The organism is Mesorhizobium sp. P160927, from assembly GCF_057766385.1.
On the sequence record NZ_JBYMDW010000001.1, the window covers coordinates 1,996,678 to 2,022,957 of the forward strand.

Below are 26,280 nucleotides of genomic sequence, written 5' to 3' on the forward strand. Positions count from 1 at the left end.
ATCTGATCACTCAGGCTCGTATCCTGCGGCGCAGAAGTAGTTTGAGCACTCCTCGGCGGTGAAGCGTGGCAAGGCGTCGCGGATTGCGTCCCAAAGCTCGGGATGTTGCGTGCGGCGGCTTTCCTGAGGATCGCGCGAACACGACCGCATGCTCCGCCCTGAGAAATTCAGCCAACTCGACCAGTGTGATGTCGTCCTGACCTTCGATCACCGCTAGGATCGTATCCCGGTAGGCTTCGATCCGCTGGGAGCGCTTGTCTCCGCCTTGGGGCTTTGCCCGCGTCGCGCCGCTCTCTCGCCATTCGCGGACCCAGCGGACCGCGCTTGCCGCGGCAACACCGAAACGATCCGCCGCAGCCCGCCGCGACAGGCCACTCTCAACCGCTGCGATCACTCGCGAACGCAAATCCTCCGATATGGCTCTAACCATGCCTGCTGGCCTCCATACCCAGCCGACATGATGAATCAGATATTCTCCCCGATGGGAATCCCTCGCGATTCCATCAGGTCAGATTATGCTCTAGGTCGAGTTCGGATCTGCTATCCCATCTTTTTGCTACCCCACTCAAAGCTTGTGCCGTCGACCCAGAGGCAATGAAGCAGAACCGCGATCTTCCGTGCGACCGCCACCTTTGCCTTCTTCAAGCCGATCCGCCTCGACAGACTCATCCCCCAGGCTTTCAGCGTGGACCATTTCTTCGTCCGGTGCAGGAGGACGCTGGCCGCCTCGTAGAGATAGGTTCGCAACAGTCGATCGCCCCAGCGTGAGACGCGGCCATGCACTGGCGACCCTCAACGAGGTCATCGCTGGCGGCAAGATCAGTTGGGTGCTGGAGGCGGATTTGAAGAATTTCTTCGGGAGTCTCTCACATGAGTGGGTGCTCCGGTTCGTTGAACATCGAGTCGGGGATCCGCGCCTGATCAGTCTGGTCAGGCGCTGGTTGAAGGCGGGCGTTCTGGAGGACGGTGTGGTCCAATCGAGCGAAGAGGGGACTCCGCAAGGGGGTTCGATCAGTGTGTTGCTCAGCAATGTGTATCTGCATTATGTGCTCGACCTGTGGTTCGAGCGCATCGTGAAAGACCGATTGCGGGGCGAAGCCAAACTGGTGCGCTACATCGATGACTTTGTGATCTGTTTCCAATATCGCGAAGATGCCCTCCGCGTTCAGGAAGCCTCCCGCATAGGGAACTGCAGGCACTCGCGGTGCTGTGAACCAACTGCCGAAGAGCGTGGTGCGGTAGCTCCGCACGCCACGTTCTGTGGGAACCGGGGGCGGGTGACCGCCTCCGGTGACCCGGTGCGATGCGAGACCTGCCGCCGCAATGCGGTATGGCGCGCATCGCCTACTCATCCCACATACCTGAAGGTGCGCCGCGGCGAGCACTTCTTCTCGGTCGCCGTTATCATCGCCGAGGTGCCGGCATATGGAGATCGACACCTCGGAGGCCGAGGTGACCTGGACGGAGTTTTTGCCCAAGCCGGACCCGCCACGGCCTCAAGGGCGTCAAGCTCGTCGTCTCTGACGCACCCGAGGCCTTATAGCTCTCGTCACCAAGGTGCTGTGCGCGACATGGCAGCGCTGCCGGGTTCATTTCACGAGGAACGTGCTGGAGCATGCCGGCTCTAGCGTCTCCTGAGCGAAGCCGATGATATTTGCCTATATCGGAAGCTACTCTAGAGGCACGAGTCAGCAATCAGTGACGTCATCAGTATAACATCTCGTGTGGGAGTGAATACTCCACCGCCTAAAGGCGGTGGCTTCAAGTTACGGCTTAAAGCCGGATCGGTCCGCCGTCCGGCGGACAGGGCGCGAACTCACGTCACGTTGAAGTTGTCGTCGGGCTCGGGCGGCTCCTGGTTCATGATGTATTCGGCCCACATCTCGTCGGTCACATTCCCGCTGCTCACCACCCAATAGCCTCTCGCCCACAGGTGCTGGCCCCAGTAGCGCTTGCGCAGTATTGCGAACTCGCTCAGCAGCTTGTGCGAGCTGCGCCCCTTCAGGTGCTGCACCGCGCGCGACACCGACAGCCGCGGCGGGATCGACACCAGCATATGCACATGGTCGCGGTTGATCGAGCCGGCATGCACAATCATCTCGTGCCCGCGCGCCGTCTCGCGCAGCTACTCCCGGCACCGGTTTCCAACGTCGCCGCCAAGCACCGCGTAACGGTACTTCGTCACCCAAACCAGGTGATACTTGCAGTCCCAAACCGTGTGGCTGCCACGCTTGTACGCTTCCATCCAGCCAGTCTACACGCCAGGCGCCGCGATCCCAGCCGCCTAAAGGCGTCGGGTTTCCTGATCCCCTATCGGGGACTCTAAAGGCACCTACGTCTATTGGTAGGTGCCACGAGCCTCAGGACCGGCTATATTCACTATCGAAACTCAATGTTTAAGGTCTGAATGAAGAGGTGAATTCTGTTCTGTAGAATAGGCGCCATACCGATCCCTGCAAGATGTTGACCCTTGCTGAAGGATCCTCCGCAGTCAGGTAAGGGGTGAGCGCATACCAGCGACGGTAATATTTGGAATGGCCAAAGCTCTCAACGGCAGTTCCGCAAAGGAGAAGGTTTGCGGCGAGAACGGCGAGCCTCGCAGGTGAGTGTGGATCGCCCCCCCGTCGACTTCTTTGAAGTCAGCATATTGGTGAAGCACGGTCGCGAATTCATAGCGACCTCTCCAATAGTGCATACAATTTAGGAAACGCTCCATGCTCAGCCCAAAGAAAACGCATACGAAGGTCGACAAAGTCTTTAACCGCATCAGCGCCGTATATGTCAAAAATGTTCCTAAAAAGGGACGCGGCGTATTTGCCAATGTACGATTCAAGGCAGGAGATACAATTGCGCGTTCTCCAACATGGGGGTTTGATGATGTAGCAAAAAGCATTTTAGATCGCACAGGTTTATTTGAGTACTATTTTGTACGTCATGATCAAGAACTAAACGATTTTGCAGCGGGCTACGTTGTTTTCGGCATAATCTCATTAGTGAATCATTCCTTTAACCCAAACGCGCAAATATTTTGGACTGATGAAGACTCCGGCGCATGGGCTCGCATTGTGGCGATAAAGGACATAAACGTGGACGAGGAAATAACACACCGATATACGAATATATCGGCTTATCCAGACACTATTATTTTCGTTGAATAAGTTTCAAACGGTGTGCGGCGATATAGAGCATTTTTGACTGCCTAGACTGAACGTCTCGTCCTATTGCGACAGTTTTCCGGTACTTAAAGCTCCTGCAGGTGTGGCGCAGTCTGAACGACGCAAGCGTCTGGAGTCCGTCCTATGCCGGCACTCACTGATCAGAACCATGGCCCCAGTTCCGATGCCGATGGTGAGAACTACCCACTTTTCGAGAACACCTACGTGAGGCCGCGCCGGCCAGTGCTGATCTCGGGCTTCCTCCGACAGATGGTGGAGCGGGTTTCTTAGGAAGCGCACCTAGTCTAGAGCAGAATCTGATCACTCAGGCTCGTATCCTGCGGCGCAGAAGTAGTTTGAGCACTCCTCGGCGGTGAAGCGTGGCAAGGGGTCGCGGATTGCGTCCCAAAGCTCGGGGATGTTGCGTGCGGCGGCTTTCCTGAGGATCGACTTCAGCTTGGAGAAGGCATTCTCGATTGATGGTGTGGATGGCTCCTGCTCCCGGCGTCGCATTGCGCCATAGTTGGGATGTTGTCGTCCCGAGCAAAGGAGCCATCCATGTCAGAACTTGCCACAGTTGGCATCGACCTCGCAAAGAGTGTCTTCCAGATCCATGGTGTCGATGGGAACGGTCGGGTTCTCGTACGCCGTCAGCTTCGCCGCAGCCAGTTGCTGGTGTTTTTCCAGAAGCGTCCACGATGCCTGATCGGCATGGAGGCTTGCGCAGGTTCTCACGATTGGGGGCGCAGGCTTCTGAAGATGGGGCACGACGTCCGGCTGATGCCGCCCTCCTATGTGAAGCCTTACGTGAAGCGCGGGAAGACGGATGCTGCGGATGCGGCCGCCATCTGTGAAGCCGTGACACGCCCCTCCATGCGGTTTGTCGCCATCAAGAGCGAAGCCTGCTCGTCGGTTCTGGTTCTTCACCGCACGCGAGACTTTCTGGTTCGCCAGCGCACGCAGATCGGCAACGCGATCCGGGCCCACATGACGGAGTTCGGCGTCATCGCGGCGAAGGGCGCGCAGAACGTCAATCGACTGAAGGATCAACTGGATCAACTGCCGGAAGTAGCTCGAATGCCTGTGAGTTTGCTCTTCGATCAGTTGGCCGAGACGGACAAGCGGATCGAGCGGCTGACCGACGAGCTCGAAGAGACCTACGCGCAAAGCGAGACAAGCCAGCGTCTAGCCACAATCCCAGGTGTGGGGATGCTGTCGGCGACGATCATCGCGGCGACGACGCCGGATGTCGACAATTTCGGCAGCGCAAGGGACTATGCCGCCTGGCTCGGCCTCACTCCCAAGCCGCACTCCACCGGAGGCAAGCAGAGGGTGGGCCGGATCTCGAAGATGGGCAATCGTTATATCCGACGCTTGCTGTATCTGGGCGCCATGGCGCAGATCATGCTCAGATGCAGACTCAAGCGCGAGCCGAGCTCGGACTGGCTATCGGGCATGCTGATGCGAAAGAAGACGAAGATCGTCGCCGTCGCTTTGGCGCATCGCATGGCACGAACAATATTCGCCGTCCTGAGGGACGGATCGCGTTACGAGCCGCAGTCAGCCTGACAGGCTCTCGGAATGGTCAGGGCAAAGTGAGGTGATGGCGAACAAACGGAGACGAAGAACCAGGACACCCCGATTAATCCGAAGCGCCTCGAGCGCGCTCGATTGAGTGGGACCTGTTCTCCAAGCGGATATTCATCAGGGCGCGCAGCGATCCCGTTGCACATTCAGACGCCGTATACATGGCCGCAACTGACCTGCTACTGAACTGTCATCCAGCTGCGATTAGAGCCTCGACCGTTTTTGTTACGCCTTGTGGCGCGGGTTGAGCAACCGGCGGAGGCGCGGAGCCTTCCATCAGCACAGCGTCGGAGCCGGTTGCGGTGATGACCTGGGCATAGGCTGCCGGGGTCTGGTAGCCGAGCGAGGAATGTGGCCTCGCGGTGTTGAAGTCCTCCCTCCATTCGGCGATGGCGCTTCGGGCGTGGTCGAGACCGAAGAACAGGCTCTCGTTCAACAGCTCATCGCGCATCCGGCCGTTGAAACTCTCGACATAGCCGTTCTGCATCGGCTTGCCCGGCGCGATGTAGTGCCATTCGATCCTGTAATCCTTCGACCAGGCGAGGATGGCGTTCGAGGTGAACTCGGTGCCGTGATCGGAGACGATCATGCGTGGCTTGCCGCGCTGGGTGATCAGTTCCGTCAGTTCACGGGCAACCCGACGGCCGGAGATCGAGGTGTCCGGGATCGCCGCCAGGCATTCGCGCGTCACGTCGTCGACGACGTTGAGCACGCGAAACCTGCGGCCGCAGGCGAACTGGTCATGCACGAAATCCAGCGACCAGCGCGCGTTCGGCTTTGCCTCGACCAGGATCGGCGCCCGCGTGCCGACCGCTCGCCGCCTTGCCCGGCGCTTGCGCACCGTCAGGCCCTCCTCGCGGTACAGACGATAGATGCGGTTGACCCCAGATGCCTCGCCCTCGCGCCTGAGCAGGATGAACAGCCGCCTGTAGCCAAAGCGTCGGCGCTCATTGGCGAGGTCGCGCAACCTGCCACGCAGCTCCGTCTCGGGCGGACGCCTTGACCGGTAGCGGATCATCTTGCGATCGGCGCCCACAAAGGAACAGGCCCGACGCTCCGACAGACCCATGACGGCCTGCAGATGCGCGACGGCTTCGCGCTTGGCGGCGGGCCCTACCATTTTTTTGACAGAAGCTCACGCAGCGCCGAGGCTTCCAGCATCTGATCGGCGAGCAGCTTCTTCAGCTTGGCGTTCTCGTCTTCCAGCGCCTTCAGCCGCTTGGCGTCGGACACGTCCATCCCGCCATACTTCGCCTTCCAATTATACAGCGTCGCCTCCGAGACCCCGTGCTTGCGGGCCAGATCGCCCGCCTTTACACCCGCCTCATGCTCGCGCAGAACCGCAATGATCTGCTCTTCTGTGAACCGCTTTCTCTTCATCAGTCCGTCCTTCGATCAAGGGCCGGACTCTAATCTCAGATGGAGGAAATTCTTAGGGGCAGGTCACAACCGACCTGTTCACCAAACCCGATCCGATACCCTTGACCCGCAGGAGCCATCCATACACGGGTTAAAGTCGGGGCTGTAAGGCGGTAGGAAGAGCATTCGCGCGCCGGCCGCTTCGATCGCTTGGCGGGCGGCGGCGACTTTGTGAGCGGGCAGGTTGTCGAGGATGACGATGTCACCAACTCGAAGCGTAGGCGCCAATACATGCTCGGCATAAGCGGCGAACCATTCACCCGTCATCGGTCCGTCGAGGACCATCGGCGCAGTCATGCCCGTCAGGCGCAATGCGCCTGTAAAAGTAGTCGTTTTCCAGTGCCCGTGCGGGATCGGAGATCGGCACCGCATGCCCCGCTTTGCCCGTCCACGCAGGCGAGCCATCTTCGTCGATGCGCCGGTCTCGTCGATAAAGACCAACCGTTCGGGATCGAGATCAGGCTGGGCCTTGAACCAGGCGCGTCGCCGCGCGAGCACGTCGGGCCGATCCTGCTCGCTGGCGTGCGCTGTTTTTTGAAGGTCATCGAGTGACGGTCGAGAAAGCGCCAGATCGTGCTCGGCGCGAACACGACCGCATGCTCCGCCCTGAGAAATTCAGCCAACTCGACCAGTGTGATGTCGTCCTGACATTCGATCACCGCTAGGATCGTATCCCGGTAGGCTTCGATCCGATGGGAGCGCTTGTCTCCGCCTTGGGGCTTTGCCCGCGTCGCGCCGCTCTCTCGCCATTCGCGGACCCAGCGGACCGCGCTTGCCGCGGCAACACCGAAACGATCCGCCGCAGCCCGCCGCGACAGGCCACTCTCAACCGCTGCGATCACTCGCGAACGCAAATCCTCCGATATGGCTCTAACCATGCCTGCTGGCCTCCATACCCAGCCGACATGATGAATCAGATATTCTCCCCGATGGGAATCCCTCGCGATTCCATCAGGTCAGGTTATGCTCTAGCGCATTGGTTCCAACACTTGGTGTCCACGTCTGACGGCTGCGATGATGTTGTCAGGGTCTGCCTTCCAAATGAACGGCCTTGGCTCTTCGTTGTGCTCTTTGATAAAGCGGTTGATGGCTGCCTGAAGATCAACGACGGAATGAAAGACACCATTTTTCAGTCGTCGCCGTGTGAGCTTTGCGAAGAAACCCTCGACGGCGTTCAACCAGGAACACGATGTCGGAACGAAGTGGAATGTCCAGCGTGGGTGCCGCGCCAACCAGGCCCGGACCTTCGGCTGTTTGTGCGTCGCATAGTTATCCAGGATGACGTGAACCGCCTTATCCTTCGGCAATTGAGCCTCGATTGCGTTGAGGAAGCGGATGAACTCCTGATGCCGGTGACGCTGCATGTTGCGGCCAATGACGGAGCCGTCGAGAACATTCAGGACAGCGAAGAGTGTCGTGGTGCCATGGCGCTTGTAATCATGGGCCATCGTGCCGCCGCGGCCCTTCTTCAAAGGAAGTCCTGGCTGCGTCCGATCGAGCGCCTGGATCTGGCTCACATGGGGATTTGCGGGTCAAGTTTCGTGCGCGACGGATCCGCTCCGCCGGGGCGTCGGCGCCAATCCGGCATAAGCGGCAACCTGCCGTCGGTTGGAAAAGGTTCGGAACAATCCCTCCGACCATAGGACACCAGCGAATTCCGGGCCAATCCCCTTCAAATTCTTTAGCATTGCTCCCGGCGCTGGCGTGCCTTCGTCCGACGGGCTGAGCATACGCCAGCAACGCGCGCACCAGAGCTTCCCCGTCGATCTTGTCAGTCTTCGCCCGTCGAAGCCGGCGCGACGTCGCGATTGAAGCGGGGTCAACGACGTGGCTTTCGATCCGTTCGTCCCGCAGCAGCAAGCGGTGGATCCAAAAGCCGTCGAGGCCCGCCTCTTGAATCACGATGATTGGAACGACCTGCCCCGTGCGGGCGGGAGTGCCTGGCCACCGTCGTCGACAACTCGATCTCGGGTGAGCGTGTAGCCCGGGAACTCGACATCATCGCCGAGCATCGCGGCTACCCCTGCATGATCGTGTCGGACAATGGCACCGAGATGACCTCGAATGCCATCCTGGCGTGGCAGGAGGATCGGCAGGTCGAATGGCACTACATCGCGCCGGGCAAGCCGATGCAGAATGGCTTCGTGGAAAGCTTCAACGGGAGGCTACGCGATGAGTGCCTCAACGAACGCCTCTTCACCTCTTCACCAGCTACCGGCATCCCCGCAACAGCATTGAAGAATGGAGGATCGACTACAATGTGAATCGCCCACACACGAGCCTCAATGGGCTCACCCCGCTTGAATATGCAACCCGATCCGTCAAGGATCACAACGTGAACAGGGCTAACTTATAGACGCGGACAAGACGGGGAGCACGTCACCTTTCTTGGGCTCGTTCCGTCAGAGAGCTCGACAGGTGAACATGTCAAACGTGGTGGGATCACTAAGGCCGGGAACTCTCGGGCCCGTCGCATGCTGATCGAAGGCGCATGGGCTTACCGCTTCCCTGCGCGGGTAAGTCGAACCAAGCAAGCGCAGTTGGAAGGCCTACCGAGAACCATTCGCGAAATAGCATGGAAAGGTCAGCTCCGCCTCTGCTCTCGCTATCGAAAAATGATCCTCGCGGGGAAGCACAAGGCCATCGCGATCACCGCGATCGCTAGAGAAATAGGGGCCTTCCTGTGGGCTATCGGTCAGGAAGTGCAACCAGCTCACCACGCTTAGCCAAGCACCGCATATCGCGCGCATTAGAAAGAGGAGACAAGATCGATCATCTGCTGATGCTCATTGGAGGCAGGGCCCCGGTCGTCTTCGATGGAACTGAGTGGCCGACTACGTCGATGCCCGTGCTAAGATAGAAGCAGCCCCAGGCGTACACACGGAAATGCGGTATCCAACCCGTGTATAAGAGTTTGCAAACCGGCGTCTTGAGGTCCTGTCTCCTATATTGCGTTTCCAGTGTCAGAGCGACCACCCGGTCGACAAGGTCAACCTCAAGCGGCGCAGTGCCGGGCGGCCGGCTCTTGTCGCGCAAAAGACCGTCTACACCTTCCGCCATGAAGCGTTCCTGCCAACGCCAGACGCAGGTCTTCGACTTGGCCGTCGCCTCCATGATCGCGACGGTTCCCAGACCCTCGTCGCTCATCAAGATGATCTTCGCCCGCCACACATGCTTTTGAGGCGAACTGCCCGCCGAAACGATTGCATTGAGACGAACTCGGTCAGCCGCGGAAACCTCAAATGTAATACCTTTGCGCATGCACCATAGTCGCATACTCCCGAAAAAATTAGAATCCAAAATCGGACTCTTTTGTCTCGATCAATCCACTAGCAAGTTGCGAGGGCTTCCGGGATCACCTCGCCGATCGCGGCGACCATGCCTACGTGGTTGTCCGACACGTCAGTTCGACGCCCGAGGCGCGCCGGTCATGAGCAAGCGCAGTTCCTGCAGTCTGTCGACTCCGTGCTCGCCGCTGGTCGCTATGGCGGACGACATCTATAGCTATGCGCGGGCGCATGAGATCGAACACCTCGTCGATTTATCTTCTTTCAGAGGAATTCTCGGCGATGACAAAAGGATCCGCCGAGGCGACGCGGTTTTCTCGCGGTCAGTCTGCGGCCGACTCCGCACTCATGACAACTCGTTTTGAGGCGGCCGCCACCGAGGGGTACCCCTGCTCCGCTCAGGCCTGCAAAATCGATGCGTGTCCTTCGAATGCAGCGGCGGGCCCAGGTCTGAATTGCGGAGAGTTACGGAGAGTTACTAGTGTTAGTAGGTTCATTCTGTCCCGTTGCCAGGTAGGTTGGTAAAGCCGTTCTGGGAAGCACAAGTCGCAACAGAAGGTCCACTGAGCTGCGGGGCACGTTCCGGTTGTTGCCATGTCTGGCAATTGTAACAAGCACGCTTGTTCCGTGAACTATTTACTTGCGAAGGAGACGATCATGGGTGGATCGATTAGCGGGTCGCGCAATATGCAGGCTTTCGAAGCCTTGGAATCAAACGTCCGGTTATACTCACGCTCCTTTCCGACTTTGTTCAGTCGAGCGCGCGGCTCTATTATGCTAACGGAGGACGGTCGAAAGATCATTGATTTCCTCTCTGGTGCTGGAGCGCTGAATTACGGTCACAACAATCATGAGATCAAAGGGGCCCTGACGGAGTACCTGGCGTCAGATGCTGTAGTCCACGGGCTTGACATGGCCACTCCTGCAAAACTCGACTTTATGGAGACATTCAACTCCGTCATACTTCGGGAAAGGGGGCTGAAATACCGGTTCCAATTCACGGGGCCGACAGGTGCCAATGCCATTGAGGCAGCCTTAAAGCTCTCACGCAAGGTTACGGGACGTCAAAATATAATCTCGTTCACGAACGGATATCATGGTCTGAGTTTGGGAGCAGTTGCTGTGACAGGCAACCGATTCCTTCGCGAGGCCAGCGGAGTTCCTCTGTCTAGCGCGACTTTTATGCCCTATGATGGCTACCTTGGCTCAACCATCGATACGGCTGACTACATGCGAAAGGTATTGCTGGACAAGAGCAGTGGTATTGATTCTCCGGCGGCCATTCTCGTCGAATCCGTGCAGGGCGAAGGGGGTATAAACGTAGCTCGCAAGGAATGGTTGCAATCAATTCAAGCCACGGCAAAAGATACTGGTGCACTTCTCATAGTAGATGATGTCCAAATGGGCTGTGGTCGCACGGGTGACTTCTTCAGCTTCGAATTCGCAGGGTTGTCGCCAGATATCGTCGTATTATCGAAATCGCTAAGTGGGTATGGTTTGCCGTTATCCGTGTTGTTGATCAAAGAAAATATCGACTCATGGCAGCCAGGAGAACACACGGGCACGTTCCGAGGAAATAACCTCGCTCTTGTATCTGCAACCGCAGCTATAAATATCTATTGGCGGGATCAGACTTTTTCACAGGGTGTTCAGCACCTTGGAGAACTTGTGCGACGCCGACTTGAGGCCATCTCACTCAAGCACGGAAACAGTTTTGCTGTTCGAGGGCGGGGCATGGCGCTGGGATTTGATTGTCAAATGGCCGAAGTCGCAGAGGCTACAACACGGAGGGCATTTGAGAGGGGATTGATCGTCGAACGATGCGGACCAGTTGATCAGGTCATAAAATTCTTACCTGCGCTTTCGATCGACTCTGAGACGCTAAGTCAAGGCCTTGACATATTCGAGGAGTCTCTGGCCGAAACCTTGAAGCAGACTCGCCCACTTTAAGGAGATCTTTATGCTAGCTTTCTTGACTAGAGCCGTGAGCCCCAGTGCCGCAATACCAATGGCCATAATGCGCGAGGACTGATCGATGAGTTCGCGTCATGCCTGTCGAAGGTATGATTTTTGTCGTCCTTGTTACGGCAACTCGAAATGGTCCCAATCTTCCCAAAGCTCAGGCTGAATCCTTTTTTCCATCGGGGGAGCGCTTGCCCCGATGCTCGACCCGCGCTTCAGTTACCGAGCCGAGGATGTGGTCAGGATGCTGGAACAGGTCTGCCCCAAGATCGGGTATCCAAAGACGATCCGGGTCGATCAAGGCTCGGAGTTCGTCTCCCGCGAGCTCGACCTGTGGGCCTACACCAGGGGCGTCACGCTCGACTTCTCGCGACCGGGAAAGCCAACGGACAACGCTTACATCGAAGCCTTCAACGGCCGCTTCAGGGCGGAATGTTTGAACGCCCACTGGTTCCTGACGCTTGCCGACGCGGCCGAAAAGTTGGAGGATTGGCGCAGATACTACAACGAGGTGCGCCCACATGGCGCAATCGGGCACAAGGTTCCGATCTCGTTGATCAATCCCGATGGCGCCGTCAGCCCGCCATCGTGAAACAGCCGGAAAACTCCACCTTCCGGCGGTCCAAAGAATGGTATCGGATCAATGAAACTCCGGACTCTCCATTGAATTGGAGGGAACAAGGGTCTCAGGTCAGCGAAAAGCGACACTGGCCGGACGATACCATGCTTGGCGTCGTGCGAGCGCAGGTTCTGCCGGCCCTTGAGCGTCAAGGGCCGATCCGCGCCTGGATCGTCGACGACACCGGCTTTCCCAAGAAGGGGAAGCATTCGGTGGGGGTTGCGCGGCAGTATTGCGACCAAATCGGCAAACAGGACAACTGCCAGGTCGCAGTCAGTCTGTCGGTTGCCACCGAACAGTGACGTTGCCCCCCGTTTCTAGAGCAGAATCTGATCATTCAGGCTCGTATCCTGCGGCGCAGAAGTAGTTTGAGCACTCCTCGGCGGTGAAGCGTGGCAAGGCGTCGCGGATTGCGTCCCAAAGCTCGGGGATGTTGCGTGCGGCGGCTTTCCTGAGGATCGACTTCAGCTTGGAGAAGGCATTCTCGATTGATGGTGTGGATGGCTCCTGCTCCCGGCGTCGCATTGCGCCATAGTTGGGATGTTGTCGTCCCGAGCAAAGGAGCCATCCATGTCAGAACTTGCCACAGTTGGCATCGACCTCGCAAAGAGTGTCTTCCAGATCCATGGTGTCGATGGGAACGGTCGGGTTCTCGTACGCCGTCAGCTTCGCCGCAGCCAGTTGCTGGTGTTTTTCCAGAAGCGTCCACGATGCCTGATCGGCATGGAGGCTTGCGCAGGTTCTCACGATTGGGGGCGCAGGCTTCTGGAGATGGGGCACGACGTCCGGCTGATGCCGCCCTCCTATGTGAAGCCTTACGTGAAGCGCGGGAAGACGGATGCTGCGGATGCGGCCGCCATCTGTGAAGCCGTGACACGCCCCTCCATGCGGTTTGTCGCCATCAAGAGCGAAGCCTGCTCGTCGGTTCTGGTTCTTCACCGCACGCGAGACTTTCTGGTTCGCCAGCGCACGCAGATCGGCAACGCGATCCGGGCCCACATGACGGAGTTCGGCGTCATCGCGGCGAAGGGCGCGCAGAACGTCAATCGACTGAAGGATCAACTGGATCAACTGCCGGAAGTAGCTCGAATGCCTGTGAGTTTGCTCTTCGATCAGTTGGCCGAGACGGACAAGCGGATCGAGCGGCTGACCGACGAGCTCGAAGAGACCTACGCGCAAAGCGAGACAAGCCAGCGTCTAGCCACAATCCCAGGTGTGGGGATGCTGTCGGCGACGATCATCGCGGCGACGACGCCGGATGTCGACAATTTCGGCAGCGCAAGGGACTATGCCGCCTGGCTCGGCCTCACTCCCAAGCCGAACTCCACCGGAGGCAAGCAGAGGGTGGGCCGGATCTCGAAGATGGGCAATCGTTATATCCGACGCTTGCTGTATCTGGGCGCCATGGCGCAGATCATGCTCAGATGCAGACTCAAGCGCGAGCCGAGCTCGGACTGGCTATCGGGCATGCTGATGCGAAAGAAGACGAAGATCGTCGCCGTCGCTTTGGCGCATCGCATGGCACGAACAATATTCGCCGTCCTGAGGGACGGATCGCGTTACGAGCCGCAGTCAGCCTGACAGGCTCTCGGAATGGTCAGGGCAAAGTGAGGTGATGGCGAACAAACGGAGACGAAGAACCAGGACACCCCGATTAATCCGAAGCGCCTCGAGCGCGCTCGATTGAGTGGGACCTGTTCTCCAAGCGGATATTCATCAGGGCGCGCAGCGATCCCGTTGCACATTCAGACGCCGTATACATGGCCGCAACCGACCTGTTCACCAAACCCGATCCGATACCCTTGACCCGCAGGAGCCATCCATACACGGGTTAAAGTCGGGGCTGTAAGGCGGTAGGAAGAGCATTCGCGCGCCGGCCGCTTCGATCGCTTGGCGGGCGGCGGCGACTTTGTGAGCGGGCAGGTTGTCGAGGATGACGATGTCACCAACTCGAAGCGTAGGCGCCAATACATGCTCGGCATAAGCGGCGAACCATTCACCCGTCATCGGTCCGTCGAGGACCATCGGCGCAGTCATGCCCGTCAGGCGCAATGCGCCTGTAAAAGTAGTCGTTTTCCAGTGCCCGTGCGGGATCGGAGATCGGCACCGCATGCCCCGCTTTGCCCGTCCACGCAGGCGAGCCATCTTCGTCGATGCGCCGGTCTCGTCGATAAAGACCAACCGTTCGGGATCGAGATCAGGCTGGGCCTTGAACCAGGCGCGTCGCCGCGCGAGCACGTCGGGCCGATCCTGCTCGCTGGCGTGCGCTGTTTTTTTTGAAGGTCATCGAGTGACGGTCGAGAAAGCGCCAGATCGTGCTCGGCGCGAACACGACCGCATGCTCCGCCCTGAGAAATTCAGCCAACTCGACCAGTGTGATGTCGTCCTGACCTTCGATCACCGCCAGGATCGTATCCCGGTAGGCTTCGATCCGCTGGGAGCGCTTGTCTCCGCCTTGGGGCTTTGCCCGCGTCGCGCCGCTCTCTCGCCATTCGCGGACCCAGCGGACCGCGCTTGCCGCGGCAACACCGAAACGATCCGCCGCAGCCCGCCGCGACAGGCCACTCTCAACCGCTGCGATCACTCGCGAACGCAAATCCTCCGATATGGCTCTAACCATGCCTGCTGGCCTCCATACCCAGCCGACATGATGAATCAGATATTCTCCCCGATGGGAATCCCTCGCGATTCCATCAGGTCAGATTATGCTCTAGCCAGTTTTGAGTTCGTTTCCGGCGTTGAATTTGTCCTTGTGGGCGGTGGGAGGACGGGCGCTACTGGTGCGGAGCCTTTCGCATTGCGCAGCGCGAGCGACCGTCGCGGATTGAAGGTCTGTGTAAACTCGTCCAACGCCTGCCACCGATCTGCGAATTAGGCCGCTGGCTGTTGTAGTTGGCGCGGGACGGAGTCAGGAGGGGCGGATCTGAGCGAGGTGAACAGCGTCTCATTCAACAGTTCGTCGCGCTGGCGCCAGCGAATTGGGTTTTTCACCTTCGGCTGCGCCAGCACCGCGCCCAAAGAACTTCGCCGCGATGTCACCTTCCGGCACCGGTAGCGGTTCTTGGAGAACACCGAATCGTCTCAGGCCGCGTCATCGACGCCGGATACCGAGAAGCAGTGGAACAGAAGGGCGTGTTCCAGCCGCTCCATCAAATGCCGCTCTGAGCGGATCGAGTAGAACGCCTGCAGCAGCTTCGCTCGCAGCAGCTTTTCCGGCGGGATCGAACGCCGCCCCATCGGCGGGTACAGCGTCGCCAAGTCCCGCTCCAACGTCGCCAACCCCCGTTCATAATCGCTCGAATGCGGCGCAACGGATGATCGCGCTGCATGGCGCCTCGAGATCAACATAACTGAACAGCCAGACCGTTCGTCGACGCTCGTCGCTTCCGATGCGATGGCGCGAGGGTTGAGGAGTTCGTGCTGTCGTCCATCAGCATTCTCATGGTTGAATGCAATGTGAAACCTCCCAAGGTTCGGCCCAGTGCTGATGAACCTCCATGCGGTATTGTCATGTCAACAGTGACATCCGACACGTGCAGGAAATAGCCGGCCATGTATTCTGTGATCAGACATCTCTTGTAGCCGCGCGAGGTGACGAAATCGTTGATGCCATAGCGCGAGTAAATTTTTAGGATGTGCCACAGATCAGCTTGCCGCCGATTTCGATCATGGGCTTGCGCCGAAGGTGGGTTCCTCGGAGATGCGCGTTTCAAGGCCACCCGCGAGGATTACAAGCTATCACTATTGGCTCCATTTCTGGCTCTCCGGCCCTTGTCGCCTGGTTTCACGGCAGGATTGCTCCGCCAGCGCGGCGGAGCGTACGGGCTTGAACAGAAACTGCCGATCAATCCGATAATCCCCGTCAACGACGAAGGGGTCGAGCGTAGCGGCGGTTGCGTAGTCCGCCTGCCTAGCTCCAAAGGAGGCCATGACACTGGCTTGATCAGGATGATACCGGCCCTCTGGCTCGATCAGTACCCACGCCTTGGCCAGATCGGCGCAGTTCTCAAGTCCGAGCGTTTCCACCGCCACCGCGCTACTGCCGGGAAACCATCCCATCAGCCATGGAAGACCGAGCGCTCGCGCCTCAAGCACATACAGCAGGCCCGGCGAGTCGCCAGTGAGATCGACCACCGGGGTACCAACTTCAAGGCCGGCCGCGCGAGCCTGGGCCCTGGCCGTGGCCAGATAACGGTGGAGGGATTCCGAGAGCACCAATTTTCCACCGCCCGGCATTGGCATGACAGCGGTATAAGAGCGCAGATCTTTCACCTGACGGAAGGGGTTGACGATGCTATCATTAATGACTGATGCGGTGAGCAACTGTGCCAACACCGTCAGGGGCAGTAGGGTGGCGAGGCTGCGTCCCTGTTGCGCAAAAGGGCTCAGGAAAGCAACGACCGCGAGCATCCAGAACAAGGCGTTGTATGCACCGAGGTACCAGTAATTGAGATTGGAGCCCAATGCGAACAAGTGCGGCAGGACCAGAAAGATTAGCGCTAGAGCGATGCTGGTGGCAGTCTGGGTGCGCAGAACCAATCGCTCACGATAGAGCATCGCGCCAAGGCATGTGAAGGCCGGCACCAGGAACAGCGTCGAGGGCTGGATGCTGATCGGATCGGTTCCCAGCAGCGCAATCGTTATTGTTACGATCAACACCGCAGCGAGAGCCAGCGATGGGAGCAACTTGTCCGTAGACCCCATGAGGACGCTGAGCAGAAGAGCTATCGCCAGGAACACAGCGATAGCGAGTTGCGAGCGGCTGGTGGCGAGCCAGTCGATCCGAATGCTGCGAAACACCTCGTGGCCGGCACCCAGCAGGATTTCCATCTCAGCGCTTCTAACCATACGGGTCACCAGCCCGGTGATGCCGCCGTCGATCAAGTAGGCGGTCATCATCAGTAGAGCGAGAGCGAGTAGCGCCGCGCCGAGCATGGGCAGCAGCGACTTTCGGCGCAAAACGACGACATAGAGCATAACGACGAGGGCAATGGCCGCAGCGGTGGTTGGCTTGGCCATGAAGCAACACCAGCCACCAACGCCGACCAGGGTCCACCCCGAGACTCGGCACATGCGCCCTGGCCTGTCGGCTAGTAGCAAGCCGATCATCACGATCAAGAGTGATTGAAAGGCCAGTACGTAGTAGTTGGGGGTGAACAGCCGGAGGCGAAAGACAAGTGATGCCATGCTGGCGATCCCTGCCGATAGCACCGCGGCCTGCACCCAGCCCACTGTCCAGAGGCGCCGGATCACAAAGAAGCTGAGAATCCAGCCCAGCGCCATGGTGAGCGTGACGTTCGCCATGCGAAGCACTGCAACATTGCCACCTACCCACTGATAGGGCCAATGATAGAGGAAGCCGAAAAGGGACGGCGGAGCATTGATCGCGTATGGGAATGGGTTCGCGATGGAGTTGAGGTAGAAACCCTCGTCCTCTAGATTGAGACCGTAACTGCTGTAGTATAGCAGCCAAGCGAAAAGGATTGCTGTGATTACGGCGGACAGAGCCAGCGAAATCCGCTCCAGCAAGACCGACAACGTCATTCCCTTGGCAAAGTCGTTCTCTCTTGGCATAGGCCGTTCCTGCCAGCCTCCTAGATGAGGCCCATTCAAATGGATATCAGCGTCAAGGAGTTTCTAACCGACCTGAGCCCCGCAATCGCCTACTAGAATTGGTAGGGTTGCTCACCTCGTGGTCCGATCCCAACCGCTGGACCGCTCGTGGACGAAGGCCTCAAATTCTCCGATGCCCAAAGGGGCTTATTTCGAAGTAAGGCCATGACGGAGTCGGTTGCGGACATCTGCTGGAAGACCGGGAGCAGTCGGGCGACCTATTTCAACAGAAAGAAGAATTATGGCCTGCTGCCGGTTTTTCGGACACGAGGTTAAGCTAACATAGCTTGTTCCTCGAACTCCACGGGGCTCAGATAGCCCAGCGTCGAGTGCCTCCGCCGGGGGTTATAGAAGCATTCGATGCAATCGAACACATCCGCTCTGGCGTCATCCCTCGTCCTGTAGACCTTGCGGGCTGTCCGCTCGGTCTTGAGCGACGAGAAGAAGCTCTCCATCGCAGCATTGTCCCATACGTTGCCCGACCGGCTCATCGAACACGTAATGCCGTGATCGGCCATCAGGCGCTGGAACTGCTCGCTCGTGTATTGGGCGGATTCAAGCGGTCGTCGCAACACTCTGAAGTTGGAGGTTGCGATGAGCATTCGAAAGCGGCGATCGGCACGGTCTGGACGAGCGCCCATTGCCTTCACCAGGACGGCCGCCTGTGGCGGGGCGCGATGAACAGATTAGATTCTGGCGGGCGATCGCCGCGGGGCTGGGCAGCGAAGATGCTGCGCTCGAAGCCGGAGTGTCGCAGCCTGTAGGAACCAGATGGTTCCGAAAGGCGGGCGGTATGCCACCAGCGATGTTCAGATCCTCGGCGAAGCCGCTCTCTGGGCGGTACCTGTCATTGGTGGAGCGCGAAGAGATCGCACTTCTCAGGGTACAGGGCCATTCCATGCAGGAGATTGGGCGCCGGCTCGGTCGGTCCGCCTCGACAATTTCCCGTGAACTGCGGCGCAACGCGGCCACCCGCAGCGGCGGGTTGGAGTATCGGGCGACGACTGCTCAGTGGCATGCGGATCGATCGGCCCGTCGGCCCAAGCCGACCAAGCTTGCGTTCAACGCAACCTTGCGCACTTATGTGGAGGAGAGACTTGCTGGCGTTGTCGTGGCCCCGAGCGGCGCTCTCGTTCATGGTCCCACCGTTACGTGGAAGGGCCGCCGGCATGGCCCGCGAAAGGATCGGCGATGGGCCAGGGCCTGGAGCCCGGAGCAGATTGCCCGACGCTTGCCGATCGACTTCCCGGACGACAAGACGATGCGCATCAGCCACGAAGCCATCTATCAGGCCCTCTTCGTTCAAGGCCGTGGAGTGCTGCGCCGCGAGCTGACGGCCTGCTTGCGAACAGGACGTGTATTACGGGTCCCCAGGGCGCGCGTACGTAGGCGAGGCAAGGGCTTTGTCTCACCGGAGATCATGATCAGTCAGCGTCCCGCCGAAGCGGCCGATCGAGCGGTGCCGGGACATTGGGAGGGAGACCTCATCCTCGGTCTTGGCAGCTCGGCGATCGGCACGTTGGTCGAGCGCACGACGCGCTTCACGATGCTACTGCATCTTCCCCGGCTCGTGGGGCATGGCGAAGCTCCGCGCACGAAGAACGGACCTGCGCTCGCGGGACATGGAGCTGAGGCCGTGCGTGACGCGATTACGCGCACCATCATCACCTTGCCCGAAGAGCTACGCCGTTCGCTGACCTGGGATCAGGGAGCCGAAATGGCCCAGCACGATCGTCTCACGATCGATGCGGGTGTGCGGGTCTACTTCTGCGATCCGCAAAGCCCATGGCAGCGCGGCACCAACGAGAACACCAATGGGCTGCTGCGTCAGTACTTCCCGAAAGGCACCGACCTGAGCATTCACAGCGCCGACGAGATCGCCGCCGTGGCAGCGGCCCTCAATGCACGGCCGAGAAAGACCCTGGGTTGGAAAACGCCGGCAGAAGCGCTTGACGAGTTGTTGCCATGAGTGAACACAATCGGTGTTGCGACGATCGCTTGAATCCGCCTTGCGATCCCTGGTCGGAATGATGCAGCAGGCTGTCGGGCTTGCCCCGGCGCCAGATCGCCATGATGAGGGCGTCGGTGACGAGCTGTGCTGTCATCTCGGCCTTCATCGCCCAGCCGACGACCCGCCGGGAGAACAGGTCGACCACGGCGGCAACGTAGAGCCATCCTTCGGCGGTCCAGATATAGGTGAAGTCGGCGACCCATTTCTGGTTCGGCGCCGAGGCCTCGAAGGCGCGGTCAAGGAGGTTGTCCGACACAACCGCTCGCTCGCCCATATCCTTCGGCAGTCCGCGGCGCCGAGGCCTGGCACGCAGACCGTTCTCCCGCATAAGCCTCTCGATGCGATGCAGGCCGCAGGACAGCCCCTCAGCCAGCACGTCGTGCCAGACGCGACGGGCGCCATAGGTGCGGTCGCTGCTCTTGAAGCTACGGTCGATCCTGGAAACGAGGATTTCGTCATCCCGGGAGCGAGCGCTGGGGCTGCGGTCGAGCCAGGCATGGAAGCCTGAGCGGGACACATCCAGCGCACTGCAAAGCCATGCCACCGGCCAGATGTTCCGGTGCCTCGCGATGAAAGCGAACTTCACGTCACTTCCCTCGCGAAGTAGGCTGCGGCCTTCCTAAGAAACAGCCGCCTCAGTGTCGCATGGAACAGCTTGCAAAACGAAGCCCAGCGATTTGGCGCGCCGCTTCAGATTGGCGAGGACACGGCTGCGATATTGTTCCTCATAGTGATCGGCGCCGGGATCCCTGTAGGTCATGCCGTGCCTGAGGGTGTTGTAGAACAGGACCGCAATTTTGCGGGCGGTCGCCGTCACGGCCTTCGCCTTGCCCGCACGAGAGGACAGCCGACGATAGAATGCTCCGAGCGCCGTATCGCTCCGCCCGATAGTCGTGGCCGCCAACCGCAACAGCGCTGCTGCCCGGCTGGATGATCTCCGCGTGCGTGAAGAGAGCACCTTGCCGCCGGAGATTTTGTTCCCCGGCGCGAGACACAGCCAGGAGGTAAAGTGCTTGGCGCTCGGCCAAGCTCTCAGATCCGTGCCGCACTCGCCGATAAGCTTCAACGCGAGTGACGGACCCAATCCATGGATCTCGGTCAGATCAACGCCAAGCACGCCGTATAGAGCGGTCCTCACATCGAACGATGGTGTATTGACCTGCTTGGTCTTCACCCGCGGCCTGGAGAGCTTGCCGACCGGCTTGGTCCCTTTGTCAGTCAGCGCCGCTATCAAGGATTCCAGCTTGCGATCGCAGTCGAGCATCTTGGCCTGATAGGTGTCGTAAAGCTCCAGCGACTGGGTCAGGGCGAAGACATGTTCGTCCCGGTCGTTGCCCACCAGGGCAGCGCGGATCGTCTCGATAGAGGAATGGCAGCGCACATCGCGGTAGGTCGCCAATACATCGGGATTGCGCTCGCCCGCTACAATCGCCCGGATGATCCGCATACCGGTCGCGCCGGTGATGTCGGAGACAACGTGGTGAAGTTGCAGATTCATCTCCATCAGGGCCTTCTGCATGTGCTGGATATGGGCGGCTGCGTATTCCACTAGCCGCTCTCGCTGACGCAGATAGGCGCGCAGAGTTGCGATCTCGGCATCAGGACGGAAACTCCCGCGTAACAATCCGTAGGAATGGAGCTGGCGGAGCCACGCGGCATCGCTGACATCTGTTTTGCGCCCAGGCACATTCTTGGCGTAACGCGCATTGACCAGAATGACCTCGAACCCGTGCTGCTCAAGAATCTCATAGGCCGGGATCCAATAGACCCCGGTGGATTCCATCGCGACACTGGTCACGCCGCACGCTTTGAACCAGTCCGCCAGATCATGCAGGTCTTGCGTGAATGTGCCAAACGCTCGCACTGGCGTATCAGTGCAGCCCGGGTCGACCGCTGCCATGTGCATTTTTGATCCGATGTCGATGCCAGCGGCACCAGCATTGACCGGCTTCAATTCCGGGCGGTCACCGGTCTTCCTTTTGGGCATAGCAAATCCTCCATACGATTGTCGGCAGGAGGGTCTGGGCTATGCTAAATCTTCATCTTCCTAATCGGGATCACCGCAGGAACGGCGTCACCACTCTCAAGTTCGCATGCACCCATGGACCACGTTTTTTAACGGGGACTGTGCCTCCAATAAGCTGACGGCCGCTACCCTCCGAGGTCCGAGAATAGCATGGGCTGTTTCTACCGCGCACAGGCGGGCCATGGCCCGTGACAGTTTTTTAGGATGTCGCGCTCCGCCTTCAGCTTCGCCACTTCCTTGCGTAGCCGGTCGATCTCCTGCTGCTCCGGCTTCATTTGCCCATGACCTGGAAACGCATGCTGCGGATCGGTCGACAGCTCGCGCACCCATTTGCGCAGCACATTCTCGTGGAGATCGAGGTCGCGGGCAGCCTGGGCCACCGCAATGCCCCGATCCTTGATCAATCTCACCGCCTCAAGCTTGAACTCGCGGCTGAACTTCCTTCTTTGCATTCCAACTCTCCAGTTCCGTTAAACACCTTATCTCGGTGTCCACGAAACCGGCAGCAGGCCATTACGACGGATTGCTGCCGACGGAGATGCGGCGGTTGAAGCAGAACGAGGAGGAGGGAGGAAAACGGTAAGCTGAAGAAACTGGTGAGTGACCTATCGCTCGACAGACGCGTAGCCAATCTATCATAGAGAGTGACGAGGTGCGGAAATCGCGGAAACCAGGCTGATCCTTGTCCGGTTTCTGACAACGGTACAACGCTGTCCGGTTTCAAAACACGGGCTGCTGTCTGTGGCGTACAAACTTTCAAAACGAATCAGAAGCTTAACGCGCGCGAACGGCCCTGGCACGACCGTTGCTATTGAGATGCAGCAACACCGAGGGACGGCTGAGTGCACGCGCAAAATGAGTGATGCTCTCCTTCCCTTGAAAACGGTGCGCCCCGTTTCGGAGAGAGAAGCGAGCTGGCGCACGAAGTCGTTCAGCGTTTGGTGATAGCTTTGGAGAGCAACATGGCGCTGCGTGTACAAATACGAAAACGGCGTCATCTACGTCCGGGAAGTCATGGACAGGTGAATTCGAGCCGAGACCATAGTGGTGCGAGACCCAAGCCCTTTGAGCTCATCGTGCCATGGGCCAGGCTTGGCCCGCTTCTTCGCTATGTTCTCGTTGGCTGTGTAAACACGTTTGTCGGCCTGTCGGTGATTTTTTTCTGCATAGGCTGGATGGCAATGCCATCCGTTGCCGCGAATGCTTGCGGATATGCAGTAGGCTTATTTGTGAGCTTTCTGCTGAACAGACGCTTCACCTTCCGGAGCAAGATTCCGATCGCATTGGGAGTTGGACGATTTTTGATAATAATGCTGCCCGCATATTGGGTAAATGTTTCTGTACTATTTGCGGCCACTGCCTGGCTCAGATGCGGTGATTATCTTAGCCAGAGTCTAGCCGTGACAAGCTATCTCATCGCGGGTTTCTCGGGGAATAGTCTATTCGTCTTCAACGAAGGCGAGTAGGAAGCGAGATAGTCGTGGATTGACGCTGATGAGTTCGCACAAAATATCTCAGCTGATTTCATTGGTAGTTCCGGTGCTGAACGAGCAGGAAGCGATCGCACCGTTCCTCCGGCGCGTCATCCCCTGCCTTGAAGAGGCTGCCCAGCGGATAGGCGAGTGGGGGGGTTATGAGATCGTCTTCGTCGACGATGGCAGCACGGACGCCACGCTTGCTGCGCTTTCCGCCGAACGGCGAAAGAACTCCGCCGTCAAGGTTGTCGTGCTTTCCCGCAATTTCGGCAAGGACGCGGCGTTGGCGGCGGGGATGAATTATGCCCTGGGCGACGCCGTCATTCCGATCGACGTGGACCTTCAGGACCCGCCGGAGGTAATCCCACTGCTGGTTGACAACTGGCTGCAAGGCGCGAAGATCGTGAACGCGCTCCGCGCCGACCGGAGGGCGGATACGGCATTGAAGCGGCTTACCGCCCGGGCCTTCTATTCCGCCTACAACCGGATGGCGGAACGACCAATACCCGCTGAGGCAGGCGATTTCCGCCTGATCGATCGCGAAGTGATTGACGTACTGAAACTCTTGCCAGAGCGCGCGCGCTTCATGAAGGGCCTGGTCTCCTGGGTCGGGTTCCCGACCCGGGACGTCCGCTATGTGAGGGAAAAGCGCGAAGCCGGCCTGACCAAATGGAACTACTGGAAACTGTGGAATTTCGCGCTCGACGGCGTTACCACCTCGACCACAGTCCCCATGCGGCTCTGGACCTATCTCGGCGCGGCGGTCTCCACATTCGGTTTTGGCTATGCGCTCTTCATCGTCCTGCTGACGTTGATATCCGGCCGCGATGCGCCGGGCTACGCATCTCTCATGGTCGCGATCCTGCTTCTCGGTGGCCTCAATCTTCTGTCGTTGGGCATTCTCGGTGAATATATCGGCCGCATTTATAACGAAGTGAAAGGAAGGCCGCTGTTCATCGTCCGCTCCACTATAGGGATCGATGCAGGGATTCCGACAAGGAAGCTGATACCGGAGGTGAGCGATGGACAGAATCATCTATGAGCGCTTGGCCGCCAACGAAGAAATTCATTGGTGGTTTACTGGCCGCCGTGCCATAATCGAACGTCTCCTTGTCCAGCTTGGTCTGCCGCCGAAGGGCGAGGCACGAATCCTTGAGGCAGGGTGCGGAACAGGCGGCAACCTAGGTCTTTTGCAAAAATTCGGCGCGGTCGACGCCGTCGAATTCGACGCTGCCGCGCGCGAGATCGCAAGCCGCAAGAGCGGCCTCAGGATCGGCTTCGCGGCGCTGCCGGACCAGCTTGAAGCCCAGGATGGCAGTTACGACCTGATCGCGCTGCTAGACGTGGTCGAGCACATCGAGCAGGATGTCGCCTCGCTTACGGCGCTGAAGCCCAAGCTGCGGCACGCAGGCGCGATCTTAATCACGGTGCCCGCGCATCCGTGGATGTGGTCGGCACATGACGAAGTGCATCACCACAAGCGGCGGTATACCCGCACCGCCCTGAGATCGGCGATCGAACACGCCGGCCTGGTGACGGCGGATATTGGCTACTTCAGCACGTTTCTGTTTCCGCTTGGCTTGCTGCGGCGGCTAACAAGCAAGCTGACCGGCGGACAAACCCATGACGACATGCCGCCGCCAGCCCCTCTAAACCAACTCTTTGCCGGGATGTTCGCCTTCGAGCGTCACCTAGTGGGGCGGGTTCATTTGCCGATAGGGCTATCCTTGTTCGCAGTGGCCCGGCGGCCTGAGGACAGTTTTCCGGCTTGATCACCACCCTATTTGCACTCGCGCGGAACCCTCACGAGACCCCTGGTGGACCAGCCCCACATTGTTATTGACGCACTTACTAGGCCGTAGATCTGTAATTTGCAGAGCTTGGCGGTGTATCCCTTGAGGGTTTCAAGGATCTGTCCGCACTGGCCGAGCCGGAGCTGGTCGTGCTGTATCGGGTCTCACAAGGCCGGACGTTGCATTGACTCGCAGCGGGCTCTCAGGCCCATCTGACTACCTTCGCATATCGTCCGTCCCTGCGTTCCCTCGCGGGACACCGCCCTCGGATCAGCGCTGGCGCTTCACCGCTGGAAAACTGTTTCTACCTCATCTCAAGCCTCGAACAAAGTGCCGTCGCGCAGCATGGCATGCATGATGACAGCGAGACGCCGCGCGAGTGCCACTCGGGCTTTCTTCAGACCGCGGCGCTTCGAGATTTTCAGCGCCCAAGTCTTGAGCGCGAAGCTCCCCCGGCTCCGAGTCAGGATTGAGTTGGCTGCTTCGTAGAGAAGCTTGCGGACCATGCTGTCACCTTGCTTGGTGATCCGGCCTGTCCAGTCGAGTTCACCGGATTGATGACGCCTGGGCACCAGCCCAAAGTAGGCACCCGCGTTTCGCGATTGTCGGAACCGGCCGGCCTCGTCGATGGCGGCGGAGAAGGCGGCTGAAGTCTGGATGCCAACACCAGGTATACTCATGAGGATCTGGCAGGCCTGCGACTGAGCGGCGAGCATACGCAGCTTGAGATCCAGTTCCTTGATCTGCTCGACCAGTTGCACGCGCACCGTCAGCAACGAAGTAATCGCTTCGCCAAGACCAGGGATGTGGGATGCTTCCATGATGCGTTCGATGAAGGCCTTTCCCTGCCCGACGCCCGGCCTATAGCCGAAGGTGGCGCACAACTCACGGATCATGTTGTCGAGCCGGACACGGGCCTCCACCAGATGACCGCGAGCGGTGATCATGCTGCGTACACCGTGCGCGGCCGGCGATTTGACATGAACTTCCTTGTAGAAGCCCGTTCTTGCCAGTTGCGCGAGCCCTGCAGCATCATGGGGATCGGTTTTGTTCGCCTTCATCGCCTTGAGGCTCTGGTGCGCCTGGCGGGCATCGATACACACCACGTTGACGCCCAGCTCCCGCAGGCCAAGGCAGATCGCGGGTGACATACGTCCGGTTTCGATCACCGCCCGCTCGATCGGGCCGTGTCGGCGTAATGCGTCGGCGATCGCATCCGGCGTGCTCTCAGCCTTCTCGGAACTCAGCTTGCGTCCATTTTCATCAATAATGCAGACCTGCGTGCTTTCCATCGACAGGTCCAGTCCGGCATAATGCTTCATGGCTGTTTCCT

General features: G+C 59.1%; 14 protein-coding genes and 19 pseudogenes. 14 read left to right on the forward strand and 19 right to left on the reverse strand.

Annotated elements, in window-relative coordinates; genetic code table 11:
- Nucleotides 1-10: 10 nt before the first annotated feature.
- Both AC3CB8_RS09690 and AC3CB8_RS09695 read right to left on the reverse strand, forming a co-directional pair.
- Nucleotides 11-430, reverse strand: coding sequence for a helix-turn-helix domain-containing protein (locus AC3CB8_RS09690; RefSeq protein ID WP_488377292.1), 420 nt, complete (start codon nt 428-430; stop codon nt 11-13).
- Between the two features lie 110 nt (nt 431-540).
- Nucleotides 541-783: pseudogene (locus AC3CB8_RS09695) on the reverse strand (IS110 family RNA-guided transposase); the annotation flags it as partial.
- On the opposite strand from AC3CB8_RS09695, the pseudogene AC3CB8_RS09700 reads away from it, so the two are divergent.
- Nucleotides 765-1,109: pseudogene (locus tag AC3CB8_RS09700) on the forward strand (reverse transcriptase domain-containing protein); the annotation flags it as partial. The pseudogenes AC3CB8_RS09695 and AC3CB8_RS09700 sit on opposite strands and share 19 nt — an antisense overlap.
- Before the next feature lie 246 nt (nt 1,110-1,355).
- Nucleotides 1,356-1,629 (forward strand): annotated as a pseudogene (locus AC3CB8_RS09705) (transposase); the annotation flags it as partial.
- Between the two features lie 187 nt (nt 1,630-1,816).
- Here the strand turns inward: AC3CB8_RS09705 and tnpA are convergent.
- A pseudogene (gene tnpA / locus AC3CB8_RS09710) lies at nt 1,817-2,245 on the reverse strand (IS200/IS605 family transposase).
- Nucleotides 2,246-2,714: 469 nt separating this feature from the next.
- Here tnpA and AC3CB8_RS09715 point away from each other — a divergent pair.
- The gene (locus AC3CB8_RS09715) at nt 2,715-3,158 is read left to right on the forward strand and encodes an SET domain-containing protein-lysine N-methyltransferase (RefSeq protein ID WP_352727446.1); all 444 of its coding nucleotides are present in this window, start codon (nt 2,715-2,717) and stop codon (nt 3,156-3,158) included.
- Between the two features lie 555 nt (nt 3,159-3,713).
- Nucleotides 3,714-4,724 (forward strand): IS110 family RNA-guided transposase, encoded by a 1,011-nt coding sequence (locus AC3CB8_RS09720; protein WP_488377290.1) that lies wholly within the window; start codon nt 3,714-3,716, stop codon nt 4,722-4,724.
- Nucleotides 4,725-4,932: 208 nt separating this feature from the next.
- Here the strand turns inward: AC3CB8_RS09720 and AC3CB8_RS09725 are convergent.
- The 5 genes and pseudogenes from AC3CB8_RS09725 to AC3CB8_RS09745 form a co-directional block, all read right to left on the reverse strand.
- Nucleotides 4,933-6,122 (reverse strand): IS3 family transposase gene (locus AC3CB8_RS09725; RefSeq protein WP_156939434.1). Its coding sequence is split into 2 segments (ribosomal slippage): nt 4,933-5,870 and nt 5,870-6,122, totalling 1,191 coding nucleotides; the frame shifts between segments, so codons are not numbered across the junction.
- Nucleotides 6,123-6,248: 126 nt separating this feature from the next.
- A pseudogene (locus AC3CB8_RS09730) lies at nt 6,249-6,727 on the reverse strand (IS630 family transposase); the annotation flags it as partial.
- A 48-nt stretch (nt 6,728-6,775) separates the two neighbouring features.
- Nucleotides 6,776-7,039, reverse strand: a pseudogene (locus AC3CB8_RS09735) (helix-turn-helix domain-containing protein); the annotation flags it as partial.
- A 90-nt stretch (nt 7,040-7,129) separates the two neighbouring features.
- Nucleotides 7,130-7,675, reverse strand: a pseudogene (locus tag AC3CB8_RS09740) (IS630 family transposase); the annotation flags it as partial.
- Nucleotides 7,676-7,699: 24 nt separating this feature from the next.
- Nucleotides 7,700-8,090: pseudogene (locus tag AC3CB8_RS09745) on the reverse strand (transposase); the annotation flags it as partial.
- Nucleotides 8,091-8,092: 2 nt separating this feature from the next.
- Here AC3CB8_RS09745 and AC3CB8_RS09750 point away from each other — a divergent pair.
- A pseudogene (locus AC3CB8_RS09750) lies at nt 8,093-8,517 on the forward strand (integrase core domain-containing protein); the annotation flags it as partial.
- A gap of 22 nt (nt 8,518-8,539) precedes the next feature.
- Nucleotides 8,540-8,887 (forward strand): annotated as a pseudogene (locus AC3CB8_RS09755) (transposase); the annotation flags it as partial.
- A 226-nt stretch (nt 8,888-9,113) separates the two neighbouring features.
- On the opposite strand, the pseudogene AC3CB8_RS09760 reads toward AC3CB8_RS09755, so the two are convergent.
- Nucleotides 9,114-9,422 (reverse strand): annotated as a pseudogene (locus tag AC3CB8_RS09760) (helix-turn-helix domain-containing protein); the annotation flags it as partial.
- A gap of 713 nt (nt 9,423-10,135) precedes the next feature.
- On the opposite strand from AC3CB8_RS09760, the gene ectB reads away from it, so the two are divergent.
- From ectB to AC3CB8_RS09780, 4 genes and pseudogenes are all read left to right on the forward strand, one after another.
- Nucleotides 10,136-11,398, forward strand: a complete 1,263-nt coding sequence (gene ectB / locus AC3CB8_RS09765; protein ID WP_352727419.1) for a diaminobutyrate--2-oxoglutarate transaminase — start codon at nt 10,136-10,138, stop codon at nt 11,396-11,398.
- 208 nt (nt 11,399-11,606) lie between these two features.
- Nucleotides 11,607-12,002: pseudogene (locus tag AC3CB8_RS09770) on the forward strand (integrase core domain-containing protein); the annotation flags it as partial.
- 107 nt (nt 12,003-12,109) lie between these two features.
- Nucleotides 12,110-12,325 (forward strand): annotated as a pseudogene (locus tag AC3CB8_RS09775) (transposase); the annotation flags it as partial.
- Nucleotides 12,326-12,599: 274 nt separating this feature from the next.
- Nucleotides 12,600-13,610: an IS110 family RNA-guided transposase gene (locus tag AC3CB8_RS09780; RefSeq protein WP_488377293.1), complete on the forward strand. Its 1,011-nt coding sequence runs from the start codon at nt 12,600-12,602 to the stop codon at nt 13,608-13,610.
- 246 nt (nt 13,611-13,856) lie between these two features.
- Here the strand turns inward: AC3CB8_RS09780 and AC3CB8_RS09785 are convergent.
- The 6 genes and pseudogenes from AC3CB8_RS09785 to AC3CB8_RS09810 all read right to left on the reverse strand — a co-directional run.
- Nucleotides 13,857-14,306: pseudogene (locus AC3CB8_RS09785) on the reverse strand (IS630 family transposase); the annotation flags it as partial.
- Nucleotides 14,227-14,649 carry an IS630 transposase-related protein gene (locus tag AC3CB8_RS09790; protein WP_023690367.1) on the reverse strand — a complete coding sequence of 141 codons (423 nt, stop codon included), beginning with the start codon at nt 14,647-14,649 and terminating at the stop codon, nt 14,227-14,229. The gene AC3CB8_RS09790 and the pseudogene AC3CB8_RS09785, both read right to left, overlap by 80 nt.
- Nucleotides 14,650-15,014: 365 nt before the next feature.
- Nucleotides 15,015-15,420: pseudogene (locus AC3CB8_RS09795) on the reverse strand (transposase); the annotation flags it as partial.
- Nucleotides 15,421-15,486: 66 nt separating this feature from the next.
- A pseudogene (locus AC3CB8_RS09800) lies at nt 15,487-15,758 on the reverse strand (glycosyltransferase family protein); the annotation flags it as partial.
- Between the two features lie 12 nt (nt 15,759-15,770).
- Complete coding sequence (locus tag AC3CB8_RS09805; RefSeq protein WP_352727436.1) at nt 15,771-17,603, reverse strand: hypothetical protein; 1,833 nt, start codon at nt 17,601-17,603, stop codon at nt 15,771-15,773.
- A gap of 311 nt (nt 17,604-17,914) precedes the next feature.
- Nucleotides 17,915-18,199 (reverse strand): annotated as a pseudogene (locus AC3CB8_RS09810) (IS3 family transposase); the annotation flags it as partial.
- 68 nt (nt 18,200-18,267) lie between these two features.
- Between AC3CB8_RS09810 and AC3CB8_RS09815 the strand changes: the two are divergent.
- Nucleotides 18,268-19,611, forward strand: coding sequence for an IS30 family transposase (locus AC3CB8_RS09815; protein WP_488377370.1), 1,344 nt, complete (start codon nt 18,268-18,270; stop codon nt 19,609-19,611).
- A 40-nt stretch (nt 19,612-19,651) separates the two neighbouring features.
- Here the strand turns inward: AC3CB8_RS09815 and AC3CB8_RS09820 are convergent.
- The 3 genes and pseudogenes from AC3CB8_RS09820 to AC3CB8_RS09830 all read right to left on the reverse strand — a co-directional run.
- Nucleotides 19,652-20,272, reverse strand: a pseudogene (locus tag AC3CB8_RS09820) (IS3 family transposase); the annotation flags it as partial.
- Nucleotides 20,273-21,640 carry an IS110 family RNA-guided transposase gene (locus AC3CB8_RS09825; protein ID WP_352662903.1) on the reverse strand — a complete coding sequence of 456 codons (1,368 nt, stop codon included), beginning with the start codon at nt 21,638-21,640 and terminating at the stop codon, nt 20,273-20,275.
- A gap of 236 nt (nt 21,641-21,876) precedes the next feature.
- Nucleotides 21,877-22,131: pseudogene (locus tag AC3CB8_RS09830) on the reverse strand (transposase); the annotation flags it as partial.
- Nucleotides 22,132-22,641: 510 nt separating this feature from the next.
- Between AC3CB8_RS09830 and AC3CB8_RS09835 the strand changes: the two are divergent.
- From AC3CB8_RS09835 to AC3CB8_RS09845, 3 genes are read left to right on the forward strand one after another with little or no spacing between them, the layout of a single operon-like run.
- Nucleotides 22,642-23,145: a GtrA family protein gene (locus AC3CB8_RS09835; protein WP_352727426.1), complete on the forward strand. Its 504-nt coding sequence runs from the start codon at nt 22,642-22,644 to the stop codon at nt 23,143-23,145.
- A gap of 28 nt (nt 23,146-23,173) precedes the next feature.
- Nucleotides 23,174-24,196 (forward strand): glycosyltransferase family 2 protein, encoded by a 1,023-nt coding sequence (locus tag AC3CB8_RS09840; protein WP_352727428.1) that lies wholly within the window; start codon nt 23,174-23,176, stop codon nt 24,194-24,196.
- A complete protein-coding gene (locus tag AC3CB8_RS09845; RefSeq protein WP_352727430.1) occupies nt 24,177-24,926 on the forward strand; it encodes a class I SAM-dependent methyltransferase in 750 nt (249 codons plus the stop codon). The genes AC3CB8_RS09840 and AC3CB8_RS09845 overlap by 20 nt, the downstream gene beginning before the upstream one ends.
- Before the next feature lie 335 nt (nt 24,927-25,261).
- Here AC3CB8_RS09845 and AC3CB8_RS09850 read toward each other — a convergent pair whose 3' ends face one another.
- The gene (locus AC3CB8_RS09850) at nt 25,262-26,269 is read right to left on the reverse strand and encodes an IS110 family RNA-guided transposase (protein WP_488377294.1); all 1,008 of its coding nucleotides are present in this window, start codon (nt 26,267-26,269) and stop codon (nt 25,262-25,264) included.
- Nucleotides 26,270-26,280: the final 11 nt, after the last annotated feature.

What these genes read in the sequence shown, in the direction of transcription:
- ectB (WP_352727419.1), top strand. Translation starts at nt 10,136, where the DNA reads ATGCAGGCTTTCGAAGCCTTGGAATCAAACGTCCGGTTATACTCACGC.
- AC3CB8_RS09850 (WP_488377294.1), bottom strand. Translation starts at nt 26,269, where the DNA reads ATGAAGCATTATGCCGGACTGGACCTGTCGATGGAAAGCACGCAGGTC.
- AC3CB8_RS09825 (WP_352662903.1), bottom strand. Translation starts at nt 21,640, where the DNA reads ATGCCCAAAAGGAAGACCGGTGACCGCCCGGAATTGAAGCCGGTCAAT.
- AC3CB8_RS09835 (WP_352727426.1), top strand. Translation starts at nt 22,642, where the DNA reads ATGGCGCTGCGTGTACAAATACGAAAACGGCGTCATCTACGTCCGGGA.
- AC3CB8_RS09790 (WP_023690367.1), bottom strand. Translation starts at nt 14,649, where the DNA reads ATGGTTAGAGCCATATCGGAGGATTTGCGTTCGCGAGTGATCGCAGCG.
- AC3CB8_RS09715 (WP_352727446.1), top strand. Translation starts at nt 2,715, where the DNA reads ATGCTCAGCCCAAAGAAAACGCATACGAAGGTCGACAAAGTCTTTAAC.
- AC3CB8_RS09720 (WP_488377290.1), top strand. Translation starts at nt 3,714, where the DNA reads ATGTCAGAACTTGCCACAGTTGGCATCGACCTCGCAAAGAGTGTCTTC.
- AC3CB8_RS09780 (WP_488377293.1), top strand. Translation starts at nt 12,600, where the DNA reads ATGTCAGAACTTGCCACAGTTGGCATCGACCTCGCAAAGAGTGTCTTC.
- AC3CB8_RS09845 (WP_352727430.1), top strand. Translation starts at nt 24,177, where the DNA reads ATGGACAGAATCATCTATGAGCGCTTGGCCGCCAACGAAGAAATTCAT.
- AC3CB8_RS09805 (WP_352727436.1), bottom strand. Translation starts at nt 17,603, where the DNA reads ATGCCAAGAGAGAACGACTTTGCCAAGGGAATGACGTTGTCGGTCTTG.
- AC3CB8_RS09840 (WP_352727428.1), top strand. Translation starts at nt 23,174, where the DNA reads ATGAGTTCGCACAAAATATCTCAGCTGATTTCATTGGTAGTTCCGGTG.
- AC3CB8_RS09690 (WP_488377292.1), bottom strand. Translation starts at nt 430, where the DNA reads ATGGTTAGAGCCATATCGGAGGATTTGCGTTCGCGAGTGATCGCAGCG.